This is a genomic window from Stackebrandtia soli (assembly GCF_965137155.1).
In the GTDB taxonomy this organism is placed as follows: Bacteria; Actinomycetota; Actinomycetes; order Mycobacteriales; family Micromonosporaceae; genus Stackebrandtia; species Stackebrandtia soli.
The window spans coordinates 1-23643 of record NZ_CBCRZX010000029.1; the positions used below are offsets into that span (position 1 = coordinate 1).

Genomic DNA, 23643 nt, shown 5'->3' on the forward strand with positions numbered 1-23643 from the left:
GCCCCCGTCCGACCCCGCCCCCATCCTGCTCGTCTATCAAGCGGGCGATCAGCGCATGCAGTACCACTTTCTCAGCTGCCGTGCGGTCGGCCGCGTCGACGACGGCGTCAACATCGCCAACCAGGAACACCTCGCCGTCATCGCGCTGTGCGAGGCGCCCGGTGAAAGCTGGGACACATTGTGGGAGAAGCTGAGCCGTTACTACTAGAGAGCCCTGAGCACCGGCGGATCGACAGTCCTCGCGCCACGGCACACGTCGGACCGGTAGGACGCCCGCTTGGTTGGNCAAATGGTGTCGCTTGGTTGGNCAAATTNNCGAAACACGCCTGATTTCGCAATTTGCCCAACCAAGCGGAACTTTTGCCCAACCAAGCGGAGACCGGGGGACAGTGGCGTTCGCAATACCCGGGCCGTCGCGACACCGCCGTTCCGGCCCGTCGCGGGTATCGTCGCCTCGATCACCCGACGACGTGAAGGAGTAACCGTGGACCTGCGGATTTCCGATGAGGTACGCCAGGCGCTCACCGACGGAACCCCCGTCGTCGCCCTGGAATCGACGATCATCTCGCACGGTCTGCCGCAGCCGCGCAATCTCGAAGTCGCCCGGGAGTTCGAGGAGACCCTGCGCGGGTCCGGCGTAGTCCCCGCCACGATCGCCGTCTTCGACGGTGCCCCGCACATCGGCCTCGACGAGGCGGGCCTCGAACGGCTCGCCGACCCGCAACGCATGCGCAAGTTCGGTTTCCGGGACCTCGCGCTCGCCGTCGCCACCGGTGCCAGCGGCGCCACCACCGTCTCCGGTACCGCGCACCTCGCGGCGCTGGCGGGCATCCGCGTGTTCGCGACCGGCGGGCTCGGCGGCGTGCACCGGGGGTGGACCACCGACCAGGACGAGTCCGCCGATCTCCAGTTGCTCTCCCGCACCCGCATCACCGTCATCTGCGCGGGCGTCAAGTCCATCCTGGACGTTCCCGCGACCCTGCAGCGTCTGGAGACGCTGAACATCTCCGTCGCCGGATACCGGACCGGCGAATTCCCCGGCTTCTATCTGTCGACGTCGGGCCTGCCGGTCGACTGGACCCTCGACTCGCCCGAACAGTGCGCGGCCGTCATGCGGGGCCAGGACGCCGTCGAGGGCCCCCGCACCGCGCTCATCGTCGCCAACCCCGTCGCCCCCGAACAGCAACTCGACCCCGCACTCCACGACCGGGTCCTCGCCGAAGGGCTCGCCGCCGCCGACTCGGCCGGCGTCAAGGGCCAGGCCGTCACGCCGTTCCTGCTCAAGTACCTCGTGGACGCGACCGACGGCGCCTCCCTGGAGGCCAACCTGGCCGCCGTCCGAGGCAACGTGGCGCTCGCGGCTCGGATCGCCACCGCCTGGTCGGCGCGATGAGTCGCCTGCTGGTGATCGGCGATGTCATCACCGACATCGTGGCCCGCCCGACCGGACCGCTCGTCACCGGGACCGACACGGCCGCGGCCATCACCCAATGCCCCGGCGGATCCGGCGCCAACGCCGCCACCTGGGCCGCTCACCGAGGCGCCGACACCGTCCTGATCGGACGAGTCGGCNCCGACACCGGTTCGTGGCACGCCGAACGACTTCGCGAGTCCGGTGTGGATCCACTGCTGCGCGTGGATCCGAATCGGCCCACCGGCACCGTCATCGCCGTGGTCGACACGGACGGCGAGCGCACGATGATCACGGATCGGGGCGCCGCCGCGGTCCTCGGTCTGGACGACGTGGATCTGTCGCTGTTGGACGGTGTGGCGCACGTTCACCTGTCGGGCTATCTGTTGTTCGCGGCACCGGGGCGTGAGTTGGCCCTCGCGGTGTTGGGGGAGGCGGCCAAACGGTCGATTCCGACCAGTGTGGACCCGTCGTCGTCGGGTTTTCTCGCCGAGTACGGGCCGTCCCGGTTCCTCGTCGATGTCGCGGCGGCCACGGTGCTGCTGCCGAATCGGGACGAGGCCCTGTTGCTGTCGGGCGCGTCTGATCCGCGCGCGGCGGCGGAGGCGTTGAGCGCTACGGGACAGACGATCGTGCTGACCTTGGGCGCGGACGGATACCTGGTGGCTCGGGGCGGCCGAATCCTCTCGGTCGGTTCCGCGATCGCGACCGAGGTGGTCGACGTGGTGGGCGCCGGTGACGCGTTCACGGGCGGCTTCCTGGCCGCGTCTTTGTCGGGTATGGACGTCGAGGGGTGTTGCTGGGCGGGGGCCGCTTCGGCCGCGGAAGCGGTGGGGCGCACCGGAGGTCGACCGAGGTCGGCTTCCTGACGGGCGTACCGGTCGTGACGTCGGGTTCCACCGTCGGTCGGCGGATCGTCTGCCGAGGTCGAGCCGCGTCGATGGCGCTTCACGAAACTAAGCTTCGATGTCTTTACATTCATTGAAGGTTTCTGCCAGGATGTGGGTGACCCGCGTCGCGGGCCGTAGTGTTCGACGCCCACGGAGAAGACACCATGACTGACCAATCCCGACTTTCACGCCGACGACTGCTCGGCGGTCTGACCGGGCTCGCCGCCGTGGCGGCCGTTCCGCTGGTCGCCTCGCCCGCGTCGGCGGCGCCCGGGGATCGGCGCCCGCCCCGCATCTACAGCTGTCGACAGTGGGGCGCTCGCGCTCCCCAGGACGAGCTGACGAAGATCTTCGAGCGTCCGAACAAGATCATCGTCCACCACACCGCCTTCCCGAACGTGGACGATCACTCTCTGGAGTACGCGTTCCAGAACTCGCGGGACATCCAGGACCTGCACATGGACGGCAACGGCTGGTCCGATTCGGGGCAGCACTTCACGAACAGCCAGGGCGGCTTCCTGACCGAGGGTCGGACCGGCAGCCTGAAGGCGCTGCGGTCGGGTCGGTACATGATCCAGGGCGCGCACTGCGTCGGTCAGAACACTCAGGCGATCGGCATCGAGAACGACGGCTCGTACCACCTGGGTGCGCCGGTTCCGCAGGCGCAATGGGACAGCCTGGTCGCGTTCTGCGTGTACACCTGTTCGCGGTACGGCATTCCCGCCACGGAGATCTACGGCCATATGGATTTCAATGCCACTCTGTGCCCCGGCGGATTGCATGAGCGGCTCCCGGAGCTGCGTTCGGCGGTTCAGTCCAGGCTCGATCGATAATCCATAACAGACTGTCTATTGGGTCGAAGTGGACATACCATTTCGACCCAAAAGAGCTGCGGTGATACTGTTCCCAGAATCGATCCATAACGGACTTTTTGTAAGTCTCGGTCTTGTGTCGAAGGTAACGATTCGGGCAGAATGGCACTCGCGGGTGGATCGATGTCCGCCCCGGCCGAAGGCTCACAACGCTTTCGGTGGCCCGCATCAGCCCAAAAAGGAGTCACAATGGATGTTGCGACGACGGTTCGGCGGCTACCCCGTCGACTGTTGACGATTCTGTTGTCCGCGATCATGGCGGTCGGCACCCTGGCCGTCCTGTCGAGCCCCGCTTCCGCCGAACCGACCACCAACGCCAACCCCGAAGGCATCGACGTCTCGCACTACCAGGGCGCGATCAACTGGTCGTCGGTCCGCGCGGCGGGCATCGAGTTCGCCTGGATCAAGGCGACGGAGAGCACCACGTACAAGGACCCCCGATTCGGCGCCAACTACACCAACGCCTACTACGCGGGCGTCATCCGAGGCGCGTACCACTTCGCCCGCCCCGGCCAGTCCAGCGGAGCCACCCAGGCGAACTTCTTCGCCAGCAGCGGTGGCGCCTGGTCGGCCGACAACCTGACGCTCCCCGGGGCCCTCGACCTGGAGGCGGGCTGCCACGGCCTGTCCCAGACGTCGATGCGCAACTGGATCCTCGACTTCTACAACACCTACAAGGCGCGCACCGGTCGCGACGTCATCATCTACACGACGGCCAGCTGGTGGAGCTCCTGCACGGGGAACTGGACCGGCATGGCCACCCGCAGCCCGCTGTGGGTCGCGCACTGGGGCGTGTCGAGCCCGAACGTCCCCACCGGCTTCCCGACGTGGACGGCTTGGCAGTTCACCGACAACGGTCGCGTCAACGGCATCTCCGGCGCGGTCGACCGCAACCACTTCAACGGCACCCGCGCCCGACTGCTGGCTCTGGCCAACAACACCCCGTGACCATGACGGCGTAACGTCATCGGTCGGACCCGCCCGGAACCTCGGGCGCCGGCCGTCGAGAAACACCGGCACGCCGGTGGGGCGACCACCCGGTCGTCCCGCCGGCCTCGACTGACGACCACCGCTCAACGCTCGCACCGGGCATCCGAGATCGGCGAACGGAGACACCGTGACCAACCACAAACGTCCCTCATTGACAGTGCTATTCAGTGTGGTGGCGGCTCTGTCGCTGTCGTCGTGCGGCGGTGTCGCCGAGCCCTCCGAGGCTCCACAAGGGCGACCGGGCGACGCGCACGAGATATGGGCGGCGTCCGTCCTCGCCGACATGACGCTGGCCGAGAAGGTCGGCCAGATGTTCACGACCTACGCGTACGGCGCGACCGCCGACACGACCGACCCCGCCGACGTCGCCCGCAACCGCGACTTCCTCGGCGTCGACAACGCCGCGCAGGCGATCGAGACCTATCACCTCGGCGGCGTCATCTACTTCGGATGGTCGGGGAACCTGAACTCGCCCCAGCAGATCCTCGAACTGTCCAACGGAATGCAGGACGCCGCGCTGGCTCAGCCCTCCCAGGTGCCCCTCCTCATCTCCACCGACCAGGAACACGGCATCGTCACGCGCATGCCCGCTCCCGCGACCGCGTTCGCCGGGAACATGGCGCTCGCGGCCACCGGATCGGCGCAGGACGCCCGCACCGCCGCGACGATCACCGCGACCGAGCTTCGCGCGGTCGGCATCAACCAGGACTTCGCGCCCGTCGCCGACGTCAACGTCAACCCGGACAACCCCGTCATCGGGGTGCGGTCGTTCAGCTCCGACCCAGCGCTGGCCGCCGAGTGCACCGCCGCTCAGGTCAAGGGCTTCCAGCAGTCCCGATACCCCGTGGCCGCCGCCGCGAAGCACTTTCCGGGGCACGGTGACACCTCGGTCGACAGCCACACCGATCTGCCGGTCATCGACCACACTCGACAGGAGTGGGAGGAGTACGACGCCCCGCCGTTCTCGGCGGCCATCGACGCCGGCATCGACGTCATCATGAGCGCGCACATCCAGTTCCCGGCGCTCGACCCGTCCGGTGACCCGGCGACCCTGTCCGAGCCGATCATGACCGGTCTGCTGCGCGGCGAACTCGGCTTTGACGGCGTGATCGTCACCGACTCCCTGTCCATGGCCGGAGTCAACGAGCTGTACCCGCCGGAGGAGGTGCCCGTCCGCGCGATCAACGCCGGCGTCGACATGCTCCTCATGCCGCCGAACCTGGAGCAGGCGATCGGCTCCGTCCTGGCAGCCATCGACAGTGGAGAGATCGCGGAGTCTCGCATCGACGAGTCCGTCCTGCGCATCCTCGCCCTCAAACACAAGCGCGGCATCGTCGACGAGCCGCACGCCGACCCCGACCAGCTCGACAAACTGCTCGGCACACCGCAGAACAAGAAGCGGGCCGCGGCGATCACGGCCCGCGGCGTCACCCTCGTCGTCAACGACGACGAGACCCTGCCGCTGGCGGGCGACACCACCCGCACTCTCGTCGTCGGCCCCAGCGCCGGTCGCGTGGACGACATATCGTCGCAATTGGACACGAACGGCCTCCCCGCCGACTCGTTCGTCACGGCCTTCGATCCCGACGCCGCCGAGATCGAGGCGGCCGTCGATGCCGCCTCCGGCGCCTCGGCGATCGTCGTCGCGACCTCGACCGTCGCTTCGAATCCCGGACAGGCGGACCTGGTCGCCGCCCTGTCCGAACTGGACGCCCCCGTGATCGTCGTCGCGGTCAAGGAGCCCTACGACATCAACCGGCTGACCGGCGTCGACGCCTACCTGGCGACTTACGCCTACACCGACGGCGCACTCCGCGCGGCGGCCGACGTCATCGCGGGCGAACTCAACCCGACCGGCACGCTGCCGGTCTCGATCCCCGACGCGGAAGACCCCGGCACTCCGCTGTACGAGCTCGGGCACGGCCTGCGCTACCCCTCATCACACTAAGGACATTCCAAATGCGACGTAGAAACGTTTTCGCCGCCTCGGCGGCGCTCGCTGCGGCCGGGGTGCTCGCCGCGCCCGCCGCAGCGTCGGCGCACGGCCCCGGCAAGGGCCGCGTCCGCACCGGTTTCGACCGCCTCGCCGCCGACGGCTACGCCGAGCTCGCCGGTCAGCGCGTCGGGATCATCTCGAACCCGACGGGCGTCACCTCCGACCTCACCCACGAGGTCGACGTGATGGCCGCCGACGGTCGCGTCGACCTCGTCGCCGTGTTCGGCCCCGAACACGGATTCCGGGGCACGAGCCAGGCCGGCGAGGGCGAGGACTACTTCATCGACCCGAAGACGGGCCTGCCGGTGTACAACGCGTACAACGACAAGGGCAAGATGGCCGACTTCTTCGCCGAACTGGAACTCGACACGATCGTGTTCGACATCCAGGACGTCGGGTCGCGGTTCTACACCTACATCTGGACGATGTACCTGGCGATGGAGGCCGCCGCGACGCTCGGAATCCGCTTCGTCGTCCTCGACCGGCCCAACCCCGTCACCGGGATCGAGGCGCAGGGACCGATCCTGCACCCCGAGTTCTCGTCGTTCGTCGGGCTGAAGGCCATCTCGCAGCGGCACGGCATGACGATCGGCGAGCTGGCGCGGCTGTTCAACGGCGAGTTCCTGCCGGAGACCGTCGGCACGAGTGCCGACCTGACCGTCGTCGAACTCGGCGGCTGGAAGCGCCGGATGACCTTCGAGGAGACCGGTCTCCCGTGGGTCGCGCCGTCCCCGAACATGCCGACCACGACGACCGCCCGCCTGTACCCGGGGACCTGCCTGTTCGAGGCGTCCGCGCTATCGGAGGGCCGGGGCACGACGCAGCCGTTCCAGCTCATCGGAGCGCCCGGCATCGACCACCGGTGGGAGGCGGCGCTCAACGAATCCGACCTGGACGGCGTTCGGTTCCGGGAGGCGTACTTCAAACCGGTGTTCTCCAAGTGGGTCAACCAGACCTGCGGTGGTGTCGAGGTCCAGATCACCGACATCGACTCCTTCGATCCGATCAGGACGGCGCTGACGATGATCATCACGCAGCGCCAGGTGTTCCCCGAGTACGGCTGGCGCCCCGGCGACACGGTTCCGTGGATCGACAAGCTGACCGGTTCGACCGCCGTCCGTGAGGCGATCGAGGCGGGAGCCGACGTCGACACCGTCATCGCCGGTTGGCGAGGCGAGCTCGCCGAGTTCTCCCGTATCCGCCGCGACTACCTGTTGTACCGGTGAGGTGGATGATGAACCGTCGACGACTGTTCGGCTCCGTAGCGGCCGCGGCCGCCGGGGCCTCCCTGTTCCCGTCCGGCACCGTCTCCGCCGATCCCGGTGAGACGGGTCCGCCGCCGATCGATCCGGCCCAGCTGCGATTCCGGCCCCGGACCCTGCGCCACGGCACCGCGCGCGAGGCCGGTCTGATCGACGAACACGTCGCCCGGATCGTCGACGAGGCCGCCCGCTACATGAGCCCCGGGCCGAACCGGCCCAACCCGTCACATCCCGGCTTCGTCGTGCTCGCGGCGCGGCGCGGCGTCATCGTCTCGCATGAGGCGGGCGGGCACGCGCTGCGCTACGGGTCCTTCGACGAGGCGACGGGCACTCCCGTCGAGTTGCCGTCCGCGGACCAGGTTCCGATGACGACGGACACCCTGTTCGACATGGCGTCGGTGTCGAAGCTGTTCACCGCGTTGGTCGCGGCACGGCTCGCCGAGGACGGCCGACTCGACCTGGCGTCGCCCGTCGTGACGTACCTGCCCGAGTTCGCGTCCGTGGACCCGGCGAAGGCCGCGATCACGTCAATGGACCTGCTTCGGCACGTGTCCGGCTTCCCCTCGTGGATCAACCTCTACAAACACCCCGACAACGCCGCGCGGATGGCGGCGATCTACGCGACGCCTTTGAAGCAGGCCCCGGGCCAGGTGTACGAGTACTCCGACCTGAACCTGATCACGCTCGCGGTCGTCCTCGAACGCATCACTGGGTCCACCTTGGACGTTCTGGTTCGGGAGTTCATCACAGAGCCGCTGGGCATGTCCGACACCGGTTACAACCCCGACCCCGACGAATGGCACCGCGTCGCCGCGACCGAGTACCAGCCCGCCATCGGGCGGGGCATGGTCCGAGGCGAAGTCCACGACGAGAACGCGTGGTCCTTCGGCGGCGTCGCCGGACACGCCGGGGTCTTCTCGACCGCGGCGGACCTGGCCGTGTTCGGGCAGATGATCCTCGGCGGGGGAACCTACCGGGGCACCCGCGTCCTCTCGACACAGTGGATCCGACGGTTGTTCACCAACGACAACGCGGCCCTCGGCCCGTCGGCGGCCCGTGGACTCGGCTGGCAGATCGATCAACGCTTCTTCATGGACGCGCTGACGAGCCCCGTCTCCATCGGACACACCGGTTACACGGGCACCTGCCTGGTCGTCGACCCGCTCGCCGAATCGGTGTTCGTCCTGCTCACCAACCGGGTCCACCCGACCCGGGCGTGGGGCACCGTCAGCGACTACCGGCGTGCCCCGGCGAACGCCTTCGCCCGCGCGCACCCGGTGCGCCCCGCCCGGGGCCGGAAGTCGTGGCTCGCGGGGACGACCGACGCGACCACGGCGACCCTGACGGCACCATTGGCGGCTCCGGTCGAGGCGGGGAGTGTCACGTTCTCCCTGTGGTACGACACGGAACCGACCGACACGGTCGCCCTTGAGGCGCTCGTGGGCGAGACCTGGCAGCCCGTCACGACCACGCTGAAGGCCGACCGGTACCGCTGGTCGGGCGAGACCCACGCGGGCTACGCGGGGCGCGACTGGGCCCGTGGGAAGGGCACGCTTCCCGTTGGCGCGACGGCCATCCGGTGGACACACCGGACGGATGCGAGTCAGCGCGGCCGAGGTGTCTACGTCGACGCGATCGAGGTGCGGGACGGCCGTCGCGTCGTCTTCGACGACGATCGCCCCGGCGACGCGGCACTGCTGGTGGGCGAGGGCTTCGCGCTCTCATCCGATTGACGCCGATCACCATCGTCGCGGCCGACGGGCATTGTCCCGTCGGCCGCGACGACCGGAGCGGACGCGGTCGAATGGGAGAGCATGGCCACAGTCGTGTTGATCCCCGCAGCTCGCGTTCCGTGTCGTAAGCCCCACGGCGTGGTGGAAAGCCACCCGCGTGCCGGTGTCTCCGGTGCCTGTGGAGTGCCGTGCGACACGGTCGGACGATCCGGGTCACGGCCGATCGCTCCCGAACGGCCGCATGCGGTTCGGTGTCGACAACGTCGGCCGCCACAGCCGAGTTGCTGGGTAATGGGACAACCTCTAGACTCTTACGCTGTGGCTGTGTCGGGTTGTGCGACGCACTGCGCGCGATTCGCGAGGCGAGGGCGTCACGGCCGTGAAGACGGGGCCGAAGCCCGGCGCCATCACCAGAGATATCACTGAAAGCAACGAGGAGTACGTCTGTGAAAAGCACCGTCGAGACCCTGAGTCCAACCAGGGTGCGACTGTCGATCGAGGTGCCGTTCGAGGAGCTCACTCCGCATCTGACACAGGCGTATCAGAAGGTCGGATCGCAGGTCAAGGTCCCCGGTTTCCGTCCGGGCAAGGCGCCGCGCGCCGTCATCGACCAGCGCGTCGGCAAGGACGCCATCTACGCTCAGGCCGTCGACCTGGCGCTGCCGCAGCAGCTGGCGGAGGCGTTCACCACCAACGAGATCAAGGCCCTCGGCCGTCCCGAGATCACCGAGATGGCCGACGTCGCCGAGAACGAGCCGTTCACGTTCACCGCCGAGGTCGACGTGGCGCCGGAGTTCACCCTGCCGGAACTCGAGAGCCTGACCGTGACGGTCGACTCCCCGGACATCACCGATGAGCAGATCGACACCGAGATCGAGAACCTTCGACTGCGCTTCGGCACCCTGAAGACCGTCGAGCGCGCCGCCGCCGACGGCGACTTCGTCACGATCGACCTGAAGGCCACCATCGACGGCGAAGAGGTCGAGGGCGGTTCCGCGTCCGAGATGTCGCACGAGGTCGGCGCCGGGAACCTCGTCGAAGGCCTCGACGAGACGCTCGTCGGCATGTCCGCCGGTGAGACCCGCACCTTCTCGACCCAGCTCGCCGGTGGCGACAAGGCCGGTTCGGAGGCCGAGGTCGAGGTGTCCGTCGGCACCGTCAAGGAGCGCGAACTGCCCGAACTGGACGATGACTTCGCCCAGCTCGCGTCCGAACATGACACTTTGGACGAATTGAAGTCCGCGACCCGGGAGAACCTCTCGACCCGCGCCACCAACGCGCTCGCCGGCCAGGTCCGCGAGAACACCGCCGACGCGCTCGTCGAGGCCGTCGACATCCCCGTGCCGGACGGCGTCGTCGACGACGAGGTAAAGCACCGCACCGAGCACCTCTCGGAGCAGCTGTCCTCGATGGGCCTCGAACTGCGCAGCTACCTGCAGGCGCAGGGGCAGACGGTCGAGGAGTTCGAGACGGAGATGCGCGACAACGCCGCCCGTGGGCTGCGCCGTCAGCTCGTCCTCGACCAGCTCGCCGAGAAGCTCGAGGTCGAGGTGACCAGCGAGCAGCTGACCGCCGAGGTCGTCCGTCGCGCCCAGCAGCAGGGCGTCACCGAGGAGCAGTTCCCGCAGTTCGCGGAGATGCTCCGTCAGCGTGGCCTGCTGCGCGGGATCGCCGGCGAGGTCCGCCGCGCGCTCGCGCTGGAGGAAGCGGTCAAGGCCGCGACCGTCAACGACAGCGCCGGCAACGAGATCGCCAACGACGTCCTGTTCCCGCAGGCCGCCGAAGCCGACGCCGACACGGCGACCGACGAAGACTAAGACACACTCGGTGAAGGCCCGCCGCTCTCCGCGGNGGGCCTTCGCTCGTGTCCGAGCACGACCGTGCAACTCGGACGACGCACGCCGGTAACGGCTCTCCGCTGCGAGCGAACAAGGCCCGCATCTGCGGCGAAACGTCCGATCAGCCGGTTAGGGTCGCAAGTACTACACGACACACAGGATCTCAACGAGAGAGGGCGTCATGATTAACCCCGTGACCACGTACGCGCCCACCGCCCGCAGGGGCGAGGCCGGCGCCGGCAGCGGTCTCGACGACATGGTTTACGACCGCTTGCTCAAGGAGCGGATCATTTTCCTCGGCAGCGAGGTCAACAGTGTCGTCGCGAACCGGATCTGCGCGCAGCTGCTGCTGCTCGCCGCCGAAGACCCCGAGCGCGACATCAATCTGTACATCAACTCTCCCGGTGGCTCGGTCTACGACGGCATGGCCATCTACGACACGATGCAGTTCATTGACAACGACGTCGCCACGATCGGCATGGGCATGGCCGCGTCGATGGGGCAGTTGCTGCTGTGTGCCGGAACCGCGGGCAAGCGGTACGCGCTCCCGCACGCTCGGATCATGATGCACCAGCCGTCCGGCGGCATCGGTGGTACCGCGTCCGACGTGGCGATCCTCGCCGAGCAGATGCTGTACACGAAGCGGATGTTCCAGGAGCGCGTCGCGACTCACACCGGCCACACGATGGACGAGATCGAAGCCGATTCCGACCGTGACCGTTGGTTCACCGCCGCCGAGGCGAAGGACTACGGCTTCATCGACCACGTCGTCACCGGTGCCACCCAGGTCCCGACCGGCGCGGGCACCCGGAACTAGAGCCAAGGGGCGTAGCGAGATGACACACCAGATGACCGGCCGTTACATCATTCCGTCGTTCACTGAGAAGACGTCGTACGGCATCAAGGAGATGAACCCGTACAACAAGATGTTCGAGGAGCGCATCATCTTCCTCGGGTCTCCTGTGGACGACACCTCGGCGAACGACATCATGTCGCAGTTGCTCGTGCTGGAGGCCAACGACCCCGAGCGCGAGATCCAGATGTACATCAACTCACCGGGTGGTTCGCTCACCGCGTTGATGGCGATCTACGACACGATGCAGTTCGTCCGGCCCGACATCGTGACCGTCTGCATGGGTCAGGCGGCCTCCGCCGCGGCGATCCTGCTCGCGGCCGGTACCCCCGGCAAGCGGTCGGCGATGCCGAACTCGCGGGTGATCATTCACCAGCCCGCGACGGAGGGCACGTACGGCCAGGCGTCCGATATGGAGATCCAGGCCCGCGAGATCCTCCGGCTTCGCGGCCAGATGGAGAAGATCCTGGCGACGCACACCGGCCAGACGGTCGAGAAGGTCCGCAAGGACATCGAGCGCGACAAGATTTTCACCGCCGAGGACGCCAAGGCGTACGGCCTGATCGACACGATCATGCCGTACCGCAAGAAGAGCGCCAAGCAAGTACTCGCCAAGGCGTAGTACCGGTGGGGCCGTCACGTGATCCGTCCGCGCGCGGACGTGGCGGGGCGGCCCCGCAACGGGTACGGTCGAATGCGGTGTTCGTGGTCGCCCCACCGACTCGGCACCCAAGGATTGCCCGTGATCAAGTGGCCGAGCCTGGCCGCGCAGCCGTATATCCACGGGGGACATAGTCGAGGCCCCGGATCGCATCCGGGCGGGTTAAGCAGGGAGTTGGCAGCCGTGACGCCACGACTGGGCGACAGTGACATGCTTAAATGCTCGTTTTGCGGTAAGTCGCAACGCATGGTGAAGAAGCTCATCGCCGGGCCTCAACACGTCTACATCTGTGACGAGTGCATCGACCTGTGCAACGAGATCATCGAGGAGGAGTTCGCCGAGGAGGCCGCGACGGCCTTCGGTGAGCTGCCGAAGCCCAAGGAGATCTGCGAGTTCCTCGACGAGTACGTCGTCGGCCAGGAGGAGGCCAAGCGCGCGCTCGCGGTGGCCGTCTACAACCACTACAAGCGGGTCCAGGTCGACGCGGCGACGACGGCGAGTCAACGGTCCAGCGCCGACAACGTCGAACTGTCCAAATCGAACATCCTGATGATCGGGCCGACGGGCAGCGGCAAGACGCACCTGGCGCAGACGCTCGCCCGCATGCTGAACGTCCCGTTCGCCATCGCGGACGCGACGGCGTTGACGGAGGCCGGTTACGTCGGCGAGGACGTCGAGAACATCCTCCTGAAGCTGATCGTCGCCGCCGATTACGACATCAAGCGCGCCGAGACCGGCATCATCTACATCGACGAGATCGACAAGGCCGGACGCAAATCGGAGTCCCCGTCGATCACCCGTGACGTCTCCGGCGAGGGCGTCCAGCAGGCTCTGCTGAAGATCCTCGAAGGAACGGTCTCCTCGGTGCCGCCGCAGGGCGGCCGCAAGCACCCCCACCAGGACTTCCTGCAGATCGACACGACGAACATCCTCTTCATCTGCGGCGGTTCCTTCTCCGGGCTTGAGGAGATCGTGGAGAGCCGGGTCGGCCATCAGGGCCTCGGCTTCACCGCGCAGATCCGCAGCCGTGAGGAACGCAAGGCCGACGACGTCCTGTCTCAGGTCATGCCGGAGGACCTCCTGAAGTACGGCTTGATCCCGGAGTTCATCGGCCGGGTCCCCGTGACGACGACGGTTCGCCACCTCGACCGGATGGCGCTCATCAAGATCCTGACGGAGCCGCGGAACGCGCTCGTCAAGCAGTACCAGCGCTTGTTGGAACTCGACGGCGTGGAACTGGTCTTCGAGGACGACGCGATCGAGCCGATCGCGGATCAGGCGATCCTGCGGGGTACGGGCGCCCGTGGTCTGCGCGCGATCATGGAGGAGGTGCTCCAGCCGGTCATGTACGAGATCCCGAGCCACGTCGACAAGGTCGCTCGCGTCGTCATCACCTCCGATGTCGTTCGCAAGAACGTCAACCCGACCCTGATCCCGCGCACCTCCAGTACGAGACCGGCGCGTTCGCTGCGTCGCCGCAAGTCCGCGTGAGCTTCGTCGGTCGGACCGACGACGGTGGCCGCGAGCCGGTGCCGACGGGCGTGGGTTTCGCGTCGCTGCGGAACTTCCGCGATCTCGGCGGCCACTCCACGGGAGACGGTCGGGTCGTCGCGTCGGGGCGCCTGTACCGATCCGATTCGCTGGGCAAGCTCAGCGACGACGACTGGGTCCGCTTCCTGGATCTTCGGGTCGGCACGGTCATCGACCTGCGGTACCCGTGGGAGATCGCCCGCAACGGCCGGGTTCGCGAGGCCGACGGGCTCCGGTACGTCAATCTCTCCATTGAGCACCGCCCGTACGACCAGGCGGAGATCGATCCCGACGTCGACCCGTGGCGCCATCTCGCCGACCGGTACGCCGAGGTCGCCTCGGATGGCGTCGTGGAGATCCGGGCCGTTCTCGAGACGATCGCCGACGCGGACGAACCCGTCGTCTTCCATTGCGCCTCAGGCAAAGACCGGACGGGTCTGATCGCCGCGCTCGTTCTCACGCTGCTCGGCGTGTCTGATGAGGACATCGTCGCGGACTACGCACTGACGGAGAACGCCTCCGCCGGTCTCGTCGCGGACTGGCGCGCCGCCAACCCCGGTCGGGTCCTGCGGTGGCCCGGCTATGGCAGGGCGCCCGCCGACGTCATGTGGCACGTGTTGAGCGATGTCGCCGCCGGGTACGGGTCGATGACCGGATACGTCGCGGACGGCCTTGGCATGGACACCGCCGATCTCGCCGCCCGCCTACGGGCACGTCTGCTTTCGGACTAGCTCCGTCCACTGTCGCTTGGTCGGGCAAAAGTTCCGCTTGGTTGGGCAAATTGCGAAAACACGCCTATTTCCGATATTTGCCCAACCAAGCGGAGAGAGTGTTCGTCAGTCCGACGTGGTGTCTTCCGGGGCGTCGAACAGGAACTGTGCCACGTCGTGGAGATCGCTGAACCCGATCCGTCGGTACACGCCGCTCGACGTCGGGTTCGCGACGTCCGCGAACAACACGACCTCGTCGACGTCGGGACGTGCCCTCGTCTCGGCGCACGCCGCAGCGACCATCGCGGCGGCGTAGCCGTGCCGCCGTCGTTCCGGTGGTGTGTACACCGACTGCACCCGACTGATTCCGAGTGCCGGGGGCGACGTCGCCATCATCGACACCGCTTCGCCGTCGACCTCCCACAGCCAGTACGGCACACCGACGGACAGCCTCCGCGCGACGTTCTCGACGGCGTCGGCCGGGATGGGCTCGTCCGGCAGCGCCTCCGCACTGAACGCGGTCGACCATTCGGCGAGGAGCGCCGTGTCGGGGGCGTCCGCGCGTCGCAGCCGACCCGGGATGCCGGTCGGGGCGCGGAGACCGTCGAGGACGAACATGCGATGCACCGAGCCGACACGCGGGGCCGTGCCCGGCGCGGCCCACCGCCGCGCGAACTCCTCGGCCCCGGTCAGGGGCCCGCCGACCCCGGACAGCGTCGGCCGGATGCGCCGAAGCGTCTCCACCAGCGGGTCAATGAGGTTCAGGTCGGGCGCGAGCAACAGGAGCGGGAACGGGGGAGTGTGCAGCGCCAGACCGACGACGGTCCCGGCGTCAACGAGCCGCAACCACAGTTCGTCCCCGACGAGCGGGACCGCGCCACCGAGCCGGGCATCGATCACCGTCGAGGCCACGTTGTTGCGTATCGGGTCGGTGGCCCGCCAGCGCGCGGTCGCCTCGGCGAACACGGCCAGCTCGGAATCGACAATGCACGAGAGCGCGTCCATATCGCGACGGTGCCAGATCACGAGTACCGGCGCATCCTCGTTTCGTCGTCCGTCCATTGCCATGTCCCCGGCGACCTGGCAGGATACCGGCCTATGGCCCTCCCCGCCCCGCAGCGCTTCGACGTCGTCGTGATCGGTTCCGGTTTCGGCGGTTCCGTCGCCGCGCTGCGCGCCGCCGAGAAGGGCTACCGGGTCGCGGNNGTCGAGGCGGGGGAGCGCTTCGACGACCCGACCGAGCCCGATCCCGCGCTGCGGCATCGCCACCTCCCGAGGACGTCGTGGCGGCTACGTCGTTTCCTGTGGGCGCCGAAACTGGGACTGCGCGGCATCCAACGCATCCACCTCCTCCGTGGGCAGCGCGGCGCGCGGGTCCTCGTTCTCGCCGGGGCCGGCGTCGGTGGCGGGTCCCTTGTGTACGGCAACACGCTCTACCGTCCGCCCCAGGCGTTCTACGATGACCCACAGTGGAGCGATATCGCGGACTGGGGCGCCGAGCTCGCTCCGCACTACGACACGGCGGAGCGCATGCTCGGCGTCGTCGACAATCCGATCCGGACGCCCGCCGACGACGCGTTGAGGCGCGTCGCGGAACGCATGGGCGTGGCCGACTCGTACCGCACCACGCGCGTCGGCGTCCACATCGGTATGCCGGGAGTCCGCACCGCCGACCCCTACTTCGGTGGATCGGGGCCGGATCGGGCCGGATGCGTAACGTGCGGGGGTTGCATGACCGGATGCCGGTACGGCGCGAAGAACATGCTCACCGAGAACTATCTGCACCTCGCGGAACGGCGTGGTGTGACGATCATCCCGCGCACCACCGTCACGGGGCTGAATCAGTCCACGATGGAGACGAGGTGGCGAGTGGAGACCGCCAGAACCGGGGTGCTGCCGCGTCGCGGTCCGACGCTGCTCGCCGATCACGTCGTCATGGCGGCTGGGACCTTCGGCACGCAGCGCCTCCTCCATCGCATGCGTGAGACCGGTCGTCTGCCCGAACTGTCGTCGCGGCTCGGCCATCTGACGAGAACGAACTCGGAGGCGATCCTCGGCGCGATGCGGTTCGGCCGCTCGGGTGACGATCACAGCAGGGGGCTGGCGATCACGTCGTCCATCCACCCGGACGAGCACACCCACGTCGAACCTGTCCGCTATGGACGTGGATCGAACGCGATGGGCGCGCTCGGAACCCTGCTGGTGGACGGGGGCGCGCCCGACGCCGCGCACGCGATTCCTCGATGGCTGCGCTTCCTTGGAACCGTGACGCGCCACCCGATCCGGTTCGCGCGTTCGTTGTGGCTGCGGGATTGGTCTCGCCGCACCGTGATCGGCCTCGTCATGCAGAGTCGGGACAACTCGGTGACGGTCGGGCTTCGGCGCGGCCGCATGCACGCCCGGCTCGGCCACGGGGAACCCAACCCGACGTGGCTGCCGGTCGGACATGAGGCGGTGCGGAACCTCGCCGAGGAGCTCGGCGCGCAGCCCGGGGGTACCTGGCTCGACGTGCTCGACATCCCGACGACGGCGCATTTCCTTGGCGGGTGCGCGATCGGGGCGGACCGTGACAGCGGTGTCATCGACGCGTATCACCGCGTCTTCGGGCATCCCGGACTCCACATCATGGACGGTTCGGCGGTCTCGGCGAATCTGGGCGTCAACCCGTCGCTGACGATCACCGCGCAGGCGGAACGCGCCATGTCCCTGTGGCCGAACAAGAGTGGGGCCGATCCGCGTCCGCCGCTGGACACGCCGTACCGGCCGGTGGCCGTTGTCCCAGCGCTCGATCCCGTCGTGCCGGGGCCGATCGCGCGTCCGTGAGAGCGGTCGTTCGATCCGGCGCGAGGACGCCGGTGGCCCGCGCCGCGATGACATCGCGAGGGTCGCCACCTCCACGGGGATCGGAGGAAGCCGGCTGGTCAGTGCCGAACTCCTTGTGAGGCTGGGACGTCGCGACTGCACAGGGGACCACGCGCTGGAATGGTCGACTGCAGACAGTCTGATGTGGACTGTCCGCGATGGTCGAGGTGGGTCGTCGCTCCGGTTCGGTTGTGTGGAGCGGCTTCGCTACGCTGACCTCGGACCATGGTCGGCGGCGGACGTCGCCGAAGCGCGCGAGGAGCACGGATGCAGCCGAATCCACCGCAGCCCGGGCCTCCCCAGGAGGGCCAGCCCCCGATGACGGGCGGGCCCGTGCCGTGGGGTGGTGGGCCGAGCCCGCTGGCGGCGCTCAGGCCGAGAGCGAATGCCGCGGCGGCGGTGATCGCCTCCATCCTGGCGCTGCTCACCGTCGGCATGTTCGTCTGGTTCGCGCTCTACAACGTCGTCCACGCCACCGGGCCGACCGATCTCGGGTCCAACCTGTTGTTGGAGAACGTGCTCGGCGGAGCGATCGGCGCCGGGGCACTGTTGGTCGCGGCGGGGTTCACGTTCACCCGTAGGGTCGCCGGCGCGTGGACACTGTGCGCGCTCTGCGTGGTCTACGTAGTGGCGACGACCTTCATGGCGCCACTCCTGCGGGGCACAGCCGTCGACGCGCAGCTCAAGTGGATCTTCGGCTTCGACAAGGCCAACGGCGTGGCCGTGGGGCTGGCGATGATCCTCAGCGTTCTGACGGCGACCGTGGCGGCGATCGCCGCCAGCGTGAAGTCGTACGAGCCGACCATCCCCAGGCCACCCCTTCCGTGAGCACCGTGCCGGGAGCGCGCGTCGGCAGCTCGACCTGAATGGCGCCGGTTCGCATGCCGCGGCACCGAACCGGGTCGACCGACGCCGGTCGCTCGGGTCAAGGGTCGGGTCGACGCCCTCGGCTCGTGGCCGCCGTCGTCGATCGGCGTTCGTGACCGTTTCGCGGTTTCCGCCCGGATTTGTCCATTGTTGCCACTCAGGGTGCCCGGCCGTTCGGTCGACTTGTGCTGTGTAATAGATCACAGAGGGCGACTTCTGTGACGGGTGACGCGGCCGGTGCCAGCAGCCATTACTCCGCGTGGCCGTTCGCGCTATGACGCAACGTGAGCAACGCGGTGACCCACCGGGCGCGTAATCTCACGTGTCAACCGCACGACGCGACGCCGCGCGGCTGACCCCCGCTCGATTCGGTGGGTCGATAGCCCGGCCACACAGGCCGGGAGTGAACGACCGGAGGGTGGACGTGTTCGGGGTGATCGTGCGGGGAATCCGCCATCGACCGGGGCGGTCACTCATCGTGTTCGTGCTCGCCATGTGCGCGACCGCCGCCGCCGTCATGATGCCCGCCTACACGACCGCGGCCCGGCATTCCCTGCTACTCGACGAACTGCGACGGCTGCCGTCCGCGTCCGTCGGCCTGCGCCTCGCGGGCGCCGTCGACGCCTCCGCCGATCCCGGCGACACCACTGAACTGCTGACCGTCGTCGACGAGTCTGTCGGCCAGAACGCCGATCTCGCGCCGTTCTCCGCGCCCATCACGTTCACCCACGCCGAGGCGCTCCTCGCCGACGCCGAACACCCGACCGGCGCCACGATCGCCTACCGCGACGACGTGTGCGACAACATCGTCATGATCGCGGGCGAATGCGAGACGACCCATTCGCAGCTCCTCATGTCGAAACGCTCCGCCGACGCGCTCGGCCTCGACGTCGGCGACGAGCTCGCGATCACCTCGGCCTCCACCGAGACCGCGGCCCGCCGAACGGCCACCGTCGTCGGCGTGTACCTCCCGGCCGATCCCGACGACGGCTACTGGGGCCGCACCTTCTACTTCCGGCACGGCGCCGAAGCCAATGACACGCAACGCCTCGACGCGTTCCTCGTGACCGATCCGGCACAGCTCGGCGGTCTCGGAGATCGGGAGGCCGGCATCGAGTACCGCCTCGACATCGACGCGATCAACCTCGACAACATCGACCAGGTGGTCGCGGCGGTGGCCCGGATGGACGCCGAGGGCGGCGTCGGCAACCCCCGGCTCGGCCCGAACTCGATCCCGCTGGACGTCCAGTCGAGCCTGCCGTCCGTCGTCGAACGCGTTGCCGCGGAACAGGAGGCGGTATCCCGCGCGGTGCCGATCGTCGCCGTCCCGCTGCTGTTGCTGTGTTGGTTCGTGCTCTATCTCGTCGTCGCGCGACTGACGAGCGAACGCGCCGAACAGATCGGACTGGCGAAGCTCCGCGGACATCGGCTGCCCGTCGTGGCGCTCGTCGGCAGTGGTGAGGCCGTCGCGCTCATCATCGGTGCCCTCCTGCCCGGAGCGCTGCTCGGACTCGGGGGAGTCGCCCTCCTACGCGACGCGACGCTCGCCCCCGGTTCGGCCTTCGATCTCGGGCCGGTCCTGTTGTGGTCCGCGCTGGCCGCCCTGATCGGCGCGCTGTCCGCCGTCGTCGTCGGTGCCCTACCGGTACTGGACCTGCCGGTCGCGCGTCTCCTGCGGCGCGTCCGGCGCGGGCGAAAGCTGAGCGCGGGCATGATCGAGGGCGTCGTCATCGCGCTCGCCGGCGTCGCCCTGTGGCAACTGCTCAGTCCCGGTGGGGACAGCACGATCGGGCTTCTCGTGACGCCGCTCCTCGCGCTCGTCCTCGGCATCGTCCTGGCGCGGCTCATGGCCGTCATCGCGGCCCGGCGGCTCAAGGCCGCGACACGTCGCGGCGCGCTCGCCGAGATGATCGCGATGGCGCAGCTGTCGCGGCGCGGAGAGTCCCGCCGGATCGTCCTCCTCGTTACCGTGGCCGTGGCGCTGTTGGCCTTCGGCGTGTGCGCGTGGGACATCGCCGACCGCAACCGGGGCGTCGTCGCGTCCGACACGGTCGGCGCCGACAGCGTGTACCGGCTCACCGCAAGCGATCCCGCGCGAATGATCGACGCTGTCGAACGCCTCGATCCCGAGGGGAACGCGTTGATGGCGGTCGTGCGTTCCTTCGAACGGTATCGATCCAGCGATTTCACGGTCCTCGCCGCGCAGACCGACCGGCTCGCCTCCGTGGGGCGTTGGCGAGCGGCCGACATTTCCGCCGTCGCGTCCGACCTGCATCCGAGCGAACTGGAATCGTTGTGGGTGAAGAAGAAGCTGCGCGTGGACGTCTCGGACGCGGTCGTTGACGCCGACCGGCCCGCCCAACTGATCGTCCGCATCGTCAACGGGCAGGGAGAACCCGCGACGATCCGGCTCGGTGAACTCGTCGAGGGCGACCACCGCTATCGGGGCACATTGGACGGATGCGGGGACGGCTGTCGACTCGTCGGCGTCGGCGTGGCCCGGTATCCGGGCGACCTCAAGGAAGTGCACTTCGATCTCACGGTGGAGTCGATCGCCGACGACACGGGCGTGGTCGCCGACCTCACCGACTGCGCGAACTGGGCTCGGCCATGGCACATCTCCTCGGCGATCACGTTCAACGTCGACTGCGCCGGCGGTCTTCGTCTGGAGGCCACGACCTCCGAGGCGAAGGACCTCGTCGCGGAACACTCGCCCGCGCCGTCCACACTGCCGGTCCTGCTGGCGGGCGATGCCCCCACCGGCACCGCAGACGGGTTCACCTTCCCCGCCCCGCACGGCGACGTCGCCCAGTTCCGCGTCGCGGCCCCGGTCGACGTCGTGCCGCGCGGTGGGACGCGAGCGATGGTCGTCGACCTCGGCTACGCGAACCGGATGGCGGAATCCGTTACGTCCCTGGCGGATCGCCCCGAGTTGTCGTACGAAATCTGGGCGACGTCGGAAGCCCCCGACAACATGGTCAGTCGGCTCGCCGCCGAGGGCCTGTTCGTGTCCACGACCGAGACCCACGCCGATGAGACCCAGCGGCTGTCGCGCGCCGCGCCCGCCCTCGCGTTGAACCTGTACCTGGTGGCGGCCTCCGCCGCGCTGATCCTCGTGGCCGGTGCGATGCTCATGGCCGCGACCTCCTCCGCCAGCTCGCGGGGTACCGACCTGGCGACGCTCGCCGTCGCCGGCGTACCGGGGCGCGTCCTGCGCACCGCGACGGTCCGCGAACAGTTGTACTGGATGATCGTGCCGACGCTCGCGGGCGCCGTCGGCGGCCTCGCCGGGCTCGCCCTCGTTCTTCCGCACGTCGCACTCGTGACGACCGCGCCGTTGCTGGCGCCCGTCGATTACCGTCTCGGTGTGTGGTGGCCGGTGGGAGCCGGGGTCGTGGCGCTCGTCGTGCTGGCGTCGGTGACGGCGGTGGCGGTGCGGACGCAGCTGCGCCACGGCGACCCGTCCGTCGTTCGCCGGTCCAGTGAGTGAGGAGACCCGTGACGCCGCTGACGCACAGCTCACCAATGGACATCAGATGCCGTGACCTGGTGTACATCTACCGCTTGGGCGCCTATGATGTCGTGGCACTGTCGCGAGTGGACTTGGATATCGCGGCCGGGGAGTCCGTCGCGTTGATCGGGCCGTCCGGCTCCGGAAAGTCGACCCTGCTGTCGGTGATGGCGGGCCTGCTCCGGCCGTCCGCCGGTCGCATTCACATGGGGGACAACGATCTGACGACGATCGGCGACGAGGGCCTGCGCAGGCTCCGGGGCCGACACGTCGGGATGGTCCTCCAAGGGGCGGACCGGAATCTCATCCCGTACCTGTCGGCCGTCGACAACGTCCAGTTCGCCCGACGGGCGGCTCGACTGCGCGATCGGGCGGGACTGCCGAGCGCGCGAGAGATCCTGCGAACGGTCGGGCTCGTGGGGCGAGACGTCGCGGGCACGCCGGCGGCCGCGTTGTCGACTGCGAAGCGTCAACAACTCGCGCTTGCGATCGGCATCGCCGCCGGCGCCGGGGTCCTGCTCGTCGACGAACCCACGTCGCGTCTCGACGCGGAGGCGCGCGAGACCGTCACCGAGGCGCTCACGGCGATCCACCGGCAGGGCCGGACGGTCGTCGTCGTCACGCACGACGCCGAACTCGGTGTCCGCTTGGGTCGCACCGTCACGATTCGCGACGGTCGGGTCGGTTCGGAGGGGCGGCGCGGCCAGGAGTATCTCGTGATGGGCGCCGACGGCACGGTCCACCTGCCAGACGACGTCAGCCGGGAGATTCCGCCCGGAACGCTGCTGCGCGCCGACGTGACCTCCGACCGCCGCGTCGTCCTGACGCCGGTGGACCCGTCCGAAGGGCCGAACCGATGAGCCGTATTCTGTCCGTCGTGGACGTCACCGTCGATATAGGATCGGAACGGGTGCTCGACGGCTTCAGCCTCGATGTCGCCGCCGGGACGATGCTCGCCGTCACCGGCGCTTCGGGCTCCGGCAAGACGAGCCTGATGTGGACCATCGCCGGACTGCTCACACCCGTCGCGGGTGAGATCAGGCTCGGCGGCGAGCGCCTGCGCGGTCGGGATGCCGCCGTCGCGGCGGGCGTGAGCCTTGTGCCGCAGGGAAACGCGCTCGCGTCGGTGCTGACGGCCAGGGAGAACGCGATCGTCTCGCTCGTCGCTTCGGGGCTGTCCGCCAATGTGGCCGCCGCGCGCACCGATCTCGCGTTGGACGAGCTCGGGGTGGCGGCTCAGGCCGATCAACTGGCCGAGGAACTGTCGGGCGGGCAGCGACAGCGGGTCGCGATCGCGCGGGCGTTGGCGCGGCGGGGGACCGTCTTCCTCGGGGATGAGATCACCTCCAATCTGGATTCGTCGAACAGGGATCGGGTCGTGAAGCTGTTGAGGGACCGCGCTGACAACGGCATGATCGTCGTCCTCACGACACATGACGATGACACGATCGCCGCGTGCGACGCGCGCGTTCATCTGGGGTGACCGGCGTCCGTTCCGGCCTCGACGTCCATCCCTTTTGATCTATCTTGGTCGCTATCCGTTGTGCGGCGGATTTTCGGCCTGCTCAAGGCACGTCCGCCGCCTTTTATATCCATGGTGGATCAATGTGACACTGTGCCTCGGTGTCCTTCGTGTCTCATGTCACCCGTGGTCCAG

18 protein-coding genes and 3 pseudogenes are annotated in these 23643 nt (G+C 68.5%); 20 read left to right on the top strand and 1 reads right to left on the bottom strand.

All coding sequences use genetic code 11. The features are described from left to right. The 14 genes and pseudogenes from ACM9NP_RS16325 to ACM9NP_RS16390 form a co-directional block, all read left to right on the top strand. Nucleotides 1–208: pseudogene (locus tag ACM9NP_RS16325) on the top strand (hypothetical protein); the annotation flags it as partial. Between the two features lie 276 nt (nt 209–484). Beyond that, nucleotides 485–1393 carry a pseudouridine-5'-phosphate glycosidase gene (locus ACM9NP_RS16330; RefSeq protein WP_415647568.1) on the top strand — a complete coding sequence of 303 codons (909 nt, stop codon included), beginning with the start codon at nt 485–487 and terminating at the stop codon, nt 1391–1393. Beyond that, the coding region (locus tag ACM9NP_RS16335) for a PfkB family carbohydrate kinase (protein WP_415647569.1) at nt 1390–1572 on the top strand (183 nt) is incomplete at its 3' end. The genes ACM9NP_RS16330 and ACM9NP_RS16335, both read left to right, overlap by 4 nt. A 1-nt stretch (nt 1573) precedes the next feature. Next, nucleotides 1574–2280: pseudogene (locus ACM9NP_RS16340) on the top strand (carbohydrate kinase family protein); the annotation flags it as partial. Nucleotides 2281–2465: 185 nt separating this feature from the next. After that, on the top strand, nt 2466–3134 hold the full coding sequence (locus ACM9NP_RS16345; protein ID WP_415647570.1) for a peptidoglycan recognition protein family protein: 669 nt from the start codon (nt 2466–2468) through the stop codon (nt 3132–3134). Nucleotides 3135–3362: 228 nt separating this feature from the next. Beyond that, nucleotides 3363–4121: a GH25 family lysozyme gene (locus ACM9NP_RS16350; protein ID WP_415647571.1), complete on the top strand. Its 759-nt coding sequence runs from the start codon at nt 3363–3365 to the stop codon at nt 4119–4121. Nucleotides 4122–4290: 169 nt separating this feature from the next. Next, nucleotides 4291–6111: a glycoside hydrolase family 3 protein gene (locus tag ACM9NP_RS16355; protein WP_415647572.1), complete on the top strand. Its 1821-nt coding sequence runs from the start codon at nt 4291–4293 to the stop codon at nt 6109–6111. A gap of 11 nt (nt 6112–6122) precedes the next feature. Then, a complete protein-coding gene (locus ACM9NP_RS16360; protein ID WP_415647573.1) occupies nt 6123–7385 on the top strand; it encodes an exo-beta-N-acetylmuramidase NamZ family protein in 1263 nt (420 codons plus the stop codon). A gap of 8 nt (nt 7386–7393) precedes the next feature. Further along, entirely contained in the window at nt 7394–9154 is a 1761-nt protein-coding gene (locus ACM9NP_RS16365) for a serine hydrolase (RefSeq protein ID WP_415647574.1), read from the top strand. Nucleotides 9155–9600: 446 nt separating this feature from the next. Beyond that, nucleotides 9601–10971, top strand: a complete 1371-nt coding sequence (tig, locus tag ACM9NP_RS16370) for a trigger factor (RefSeq protein ID WP_415647575.1) — start codon at nt 9601–9603, stop codon at nt 10969–10971. Between the two features lie 202 nt (nt 10972–11173). Further along, a complete protein-coding gene (locus ACM9NP_RS16375; RefSeq protein ID WP_415647576.1) occupies nt 11174–11809 on the top strand; it encodes an ATP-dependent Clp protease proteolytic subunit in 636 nt (211 codons plus the stop codon). Nucleotides 11810–11828: 19 nt separating this feature from the next. Continuing rightward, a complete protein-coding gene (locus ACM9NP_RS16380; protein WP_415647577.1) occupies nt 11829–12467 on the top strand; it encodes an ATP-dependent Clp protease proteolytic subunit in 639 nt (212 codons plus the stop codon). Between the two features lie 249 nt (nt 12468–12716). After that, nucleotides 12717–13997: an ATP-dependent Clp protease ATP-binding subunit ClpX gene (gene clpX / locus ACM9NP_RS16385; RefSeq protein WP_415647610.1), complete on the top strand. Its 1281-nt coding sequence runs from the start codon at nt 12717–12719 to the stop codon at nt 13995–13997. A gap of 38 nt (nt 13998–14035) precedes the next feature. Then, a complete protein-coding gene (locus ACM9NP_RS16390; protein ID WP_415647611.1) occupies nt 14036–14767 on the top strand; it encodes a tyrosine-protein phosphatase in 732 nt (243 codons plus the stop codon). Nucleotides 14768–14872: 105 nt separating this feature from the next. Here ACM9NP_RS16390 and ACM9NP_RS16395 read toward each other — a convergent pair whose 3' ends face one another. Further along, nucleotides 14873–15808, bottom strand: a complete 936-nt coding sequence (locus tag ACM9NP_RS16395) for a GNAT family N-acetyltransferase (RefSeq protein ID WP_415647578.1) — start codon at nt 15806–15808, stop codon at nt 14873–14875. A gap of 36 nt (nt 15809–15844) precedes the next feature. On the opposite strand from ACM9NP_RS16395, the gene ACM9NP_RS16400 reads away from it, so the two are divergent. The 6 genes and pseudogenes from ACM9NP_RS16400 to ACM9NP_RS16425 form a co-directional block, all read left to right on the top strand. After that, nucleotides 15845–15950: FAD-binding protein (locus ACM9NP_RS16400; RefSeq protein WP_415647612.1), on the top strand; the 106-nt coding region annotated here is incomplete at its 3' end. Between the two features lie 2 nt (nt 15951–15952). Then, a pseudogene (locus tag ACM9NP_RS16405) lies at nt 15953–17569 on the top strand (FAD-dependent oxidoreductase); the annotation flags it as partial. Nucleotides 17570–17875: 306 nt separating this feature from the next. Further along, on the top strand, nt 17876–18436 hold the full coding sequence (locus tag ACM9NP_RS16410; protein ID WP_415647579.1) for a hypothetical protein: 561 nt from the start codon (nt 17876–17878) through the stop codon (nt 18434–18436). Between the two features lie 442 nt (nt 18437–18878). After that, complete coding sequence (locus ACM9NP_RS16415) at nt 18879–21965, top strand: hypothetical protein (RefSeq protein ID WP_415647580.1); 3087 nt, start codon at nt 18879–18881, stop codon at nt 21963–21965. A gap of 35 nt (nt 21966–22000) precedes the next feature. Beyond that, nucleotides 22001–22846, top strand: a complete 846-nt coding sequence (locus tag ACM9NP_RS16420) for an ABC transporter ATP-binding protein (protein WP_415647581.1) — start codon at nt 22001–22003, stop codon at nt 22844–22846. Then, nucleotides 22843–23469: an ABC transporter ATP-binding protein gene (locus ACM9NP_RS16425; protein ID WP_415647582.1), complete on the top strand. Its 627-nt coding sequence runs from the start codon at nt 22843–22845 to the stop codon at nt 23467–23469. The genes ACM9NP_RS16420 and ACM9NP_RS16425 overlap by 4 nt, the downstream gene beginning before the upstream one ends. The last annotated feature ends 174 nt before the right edge of the window (nt 23470–23643 follow it).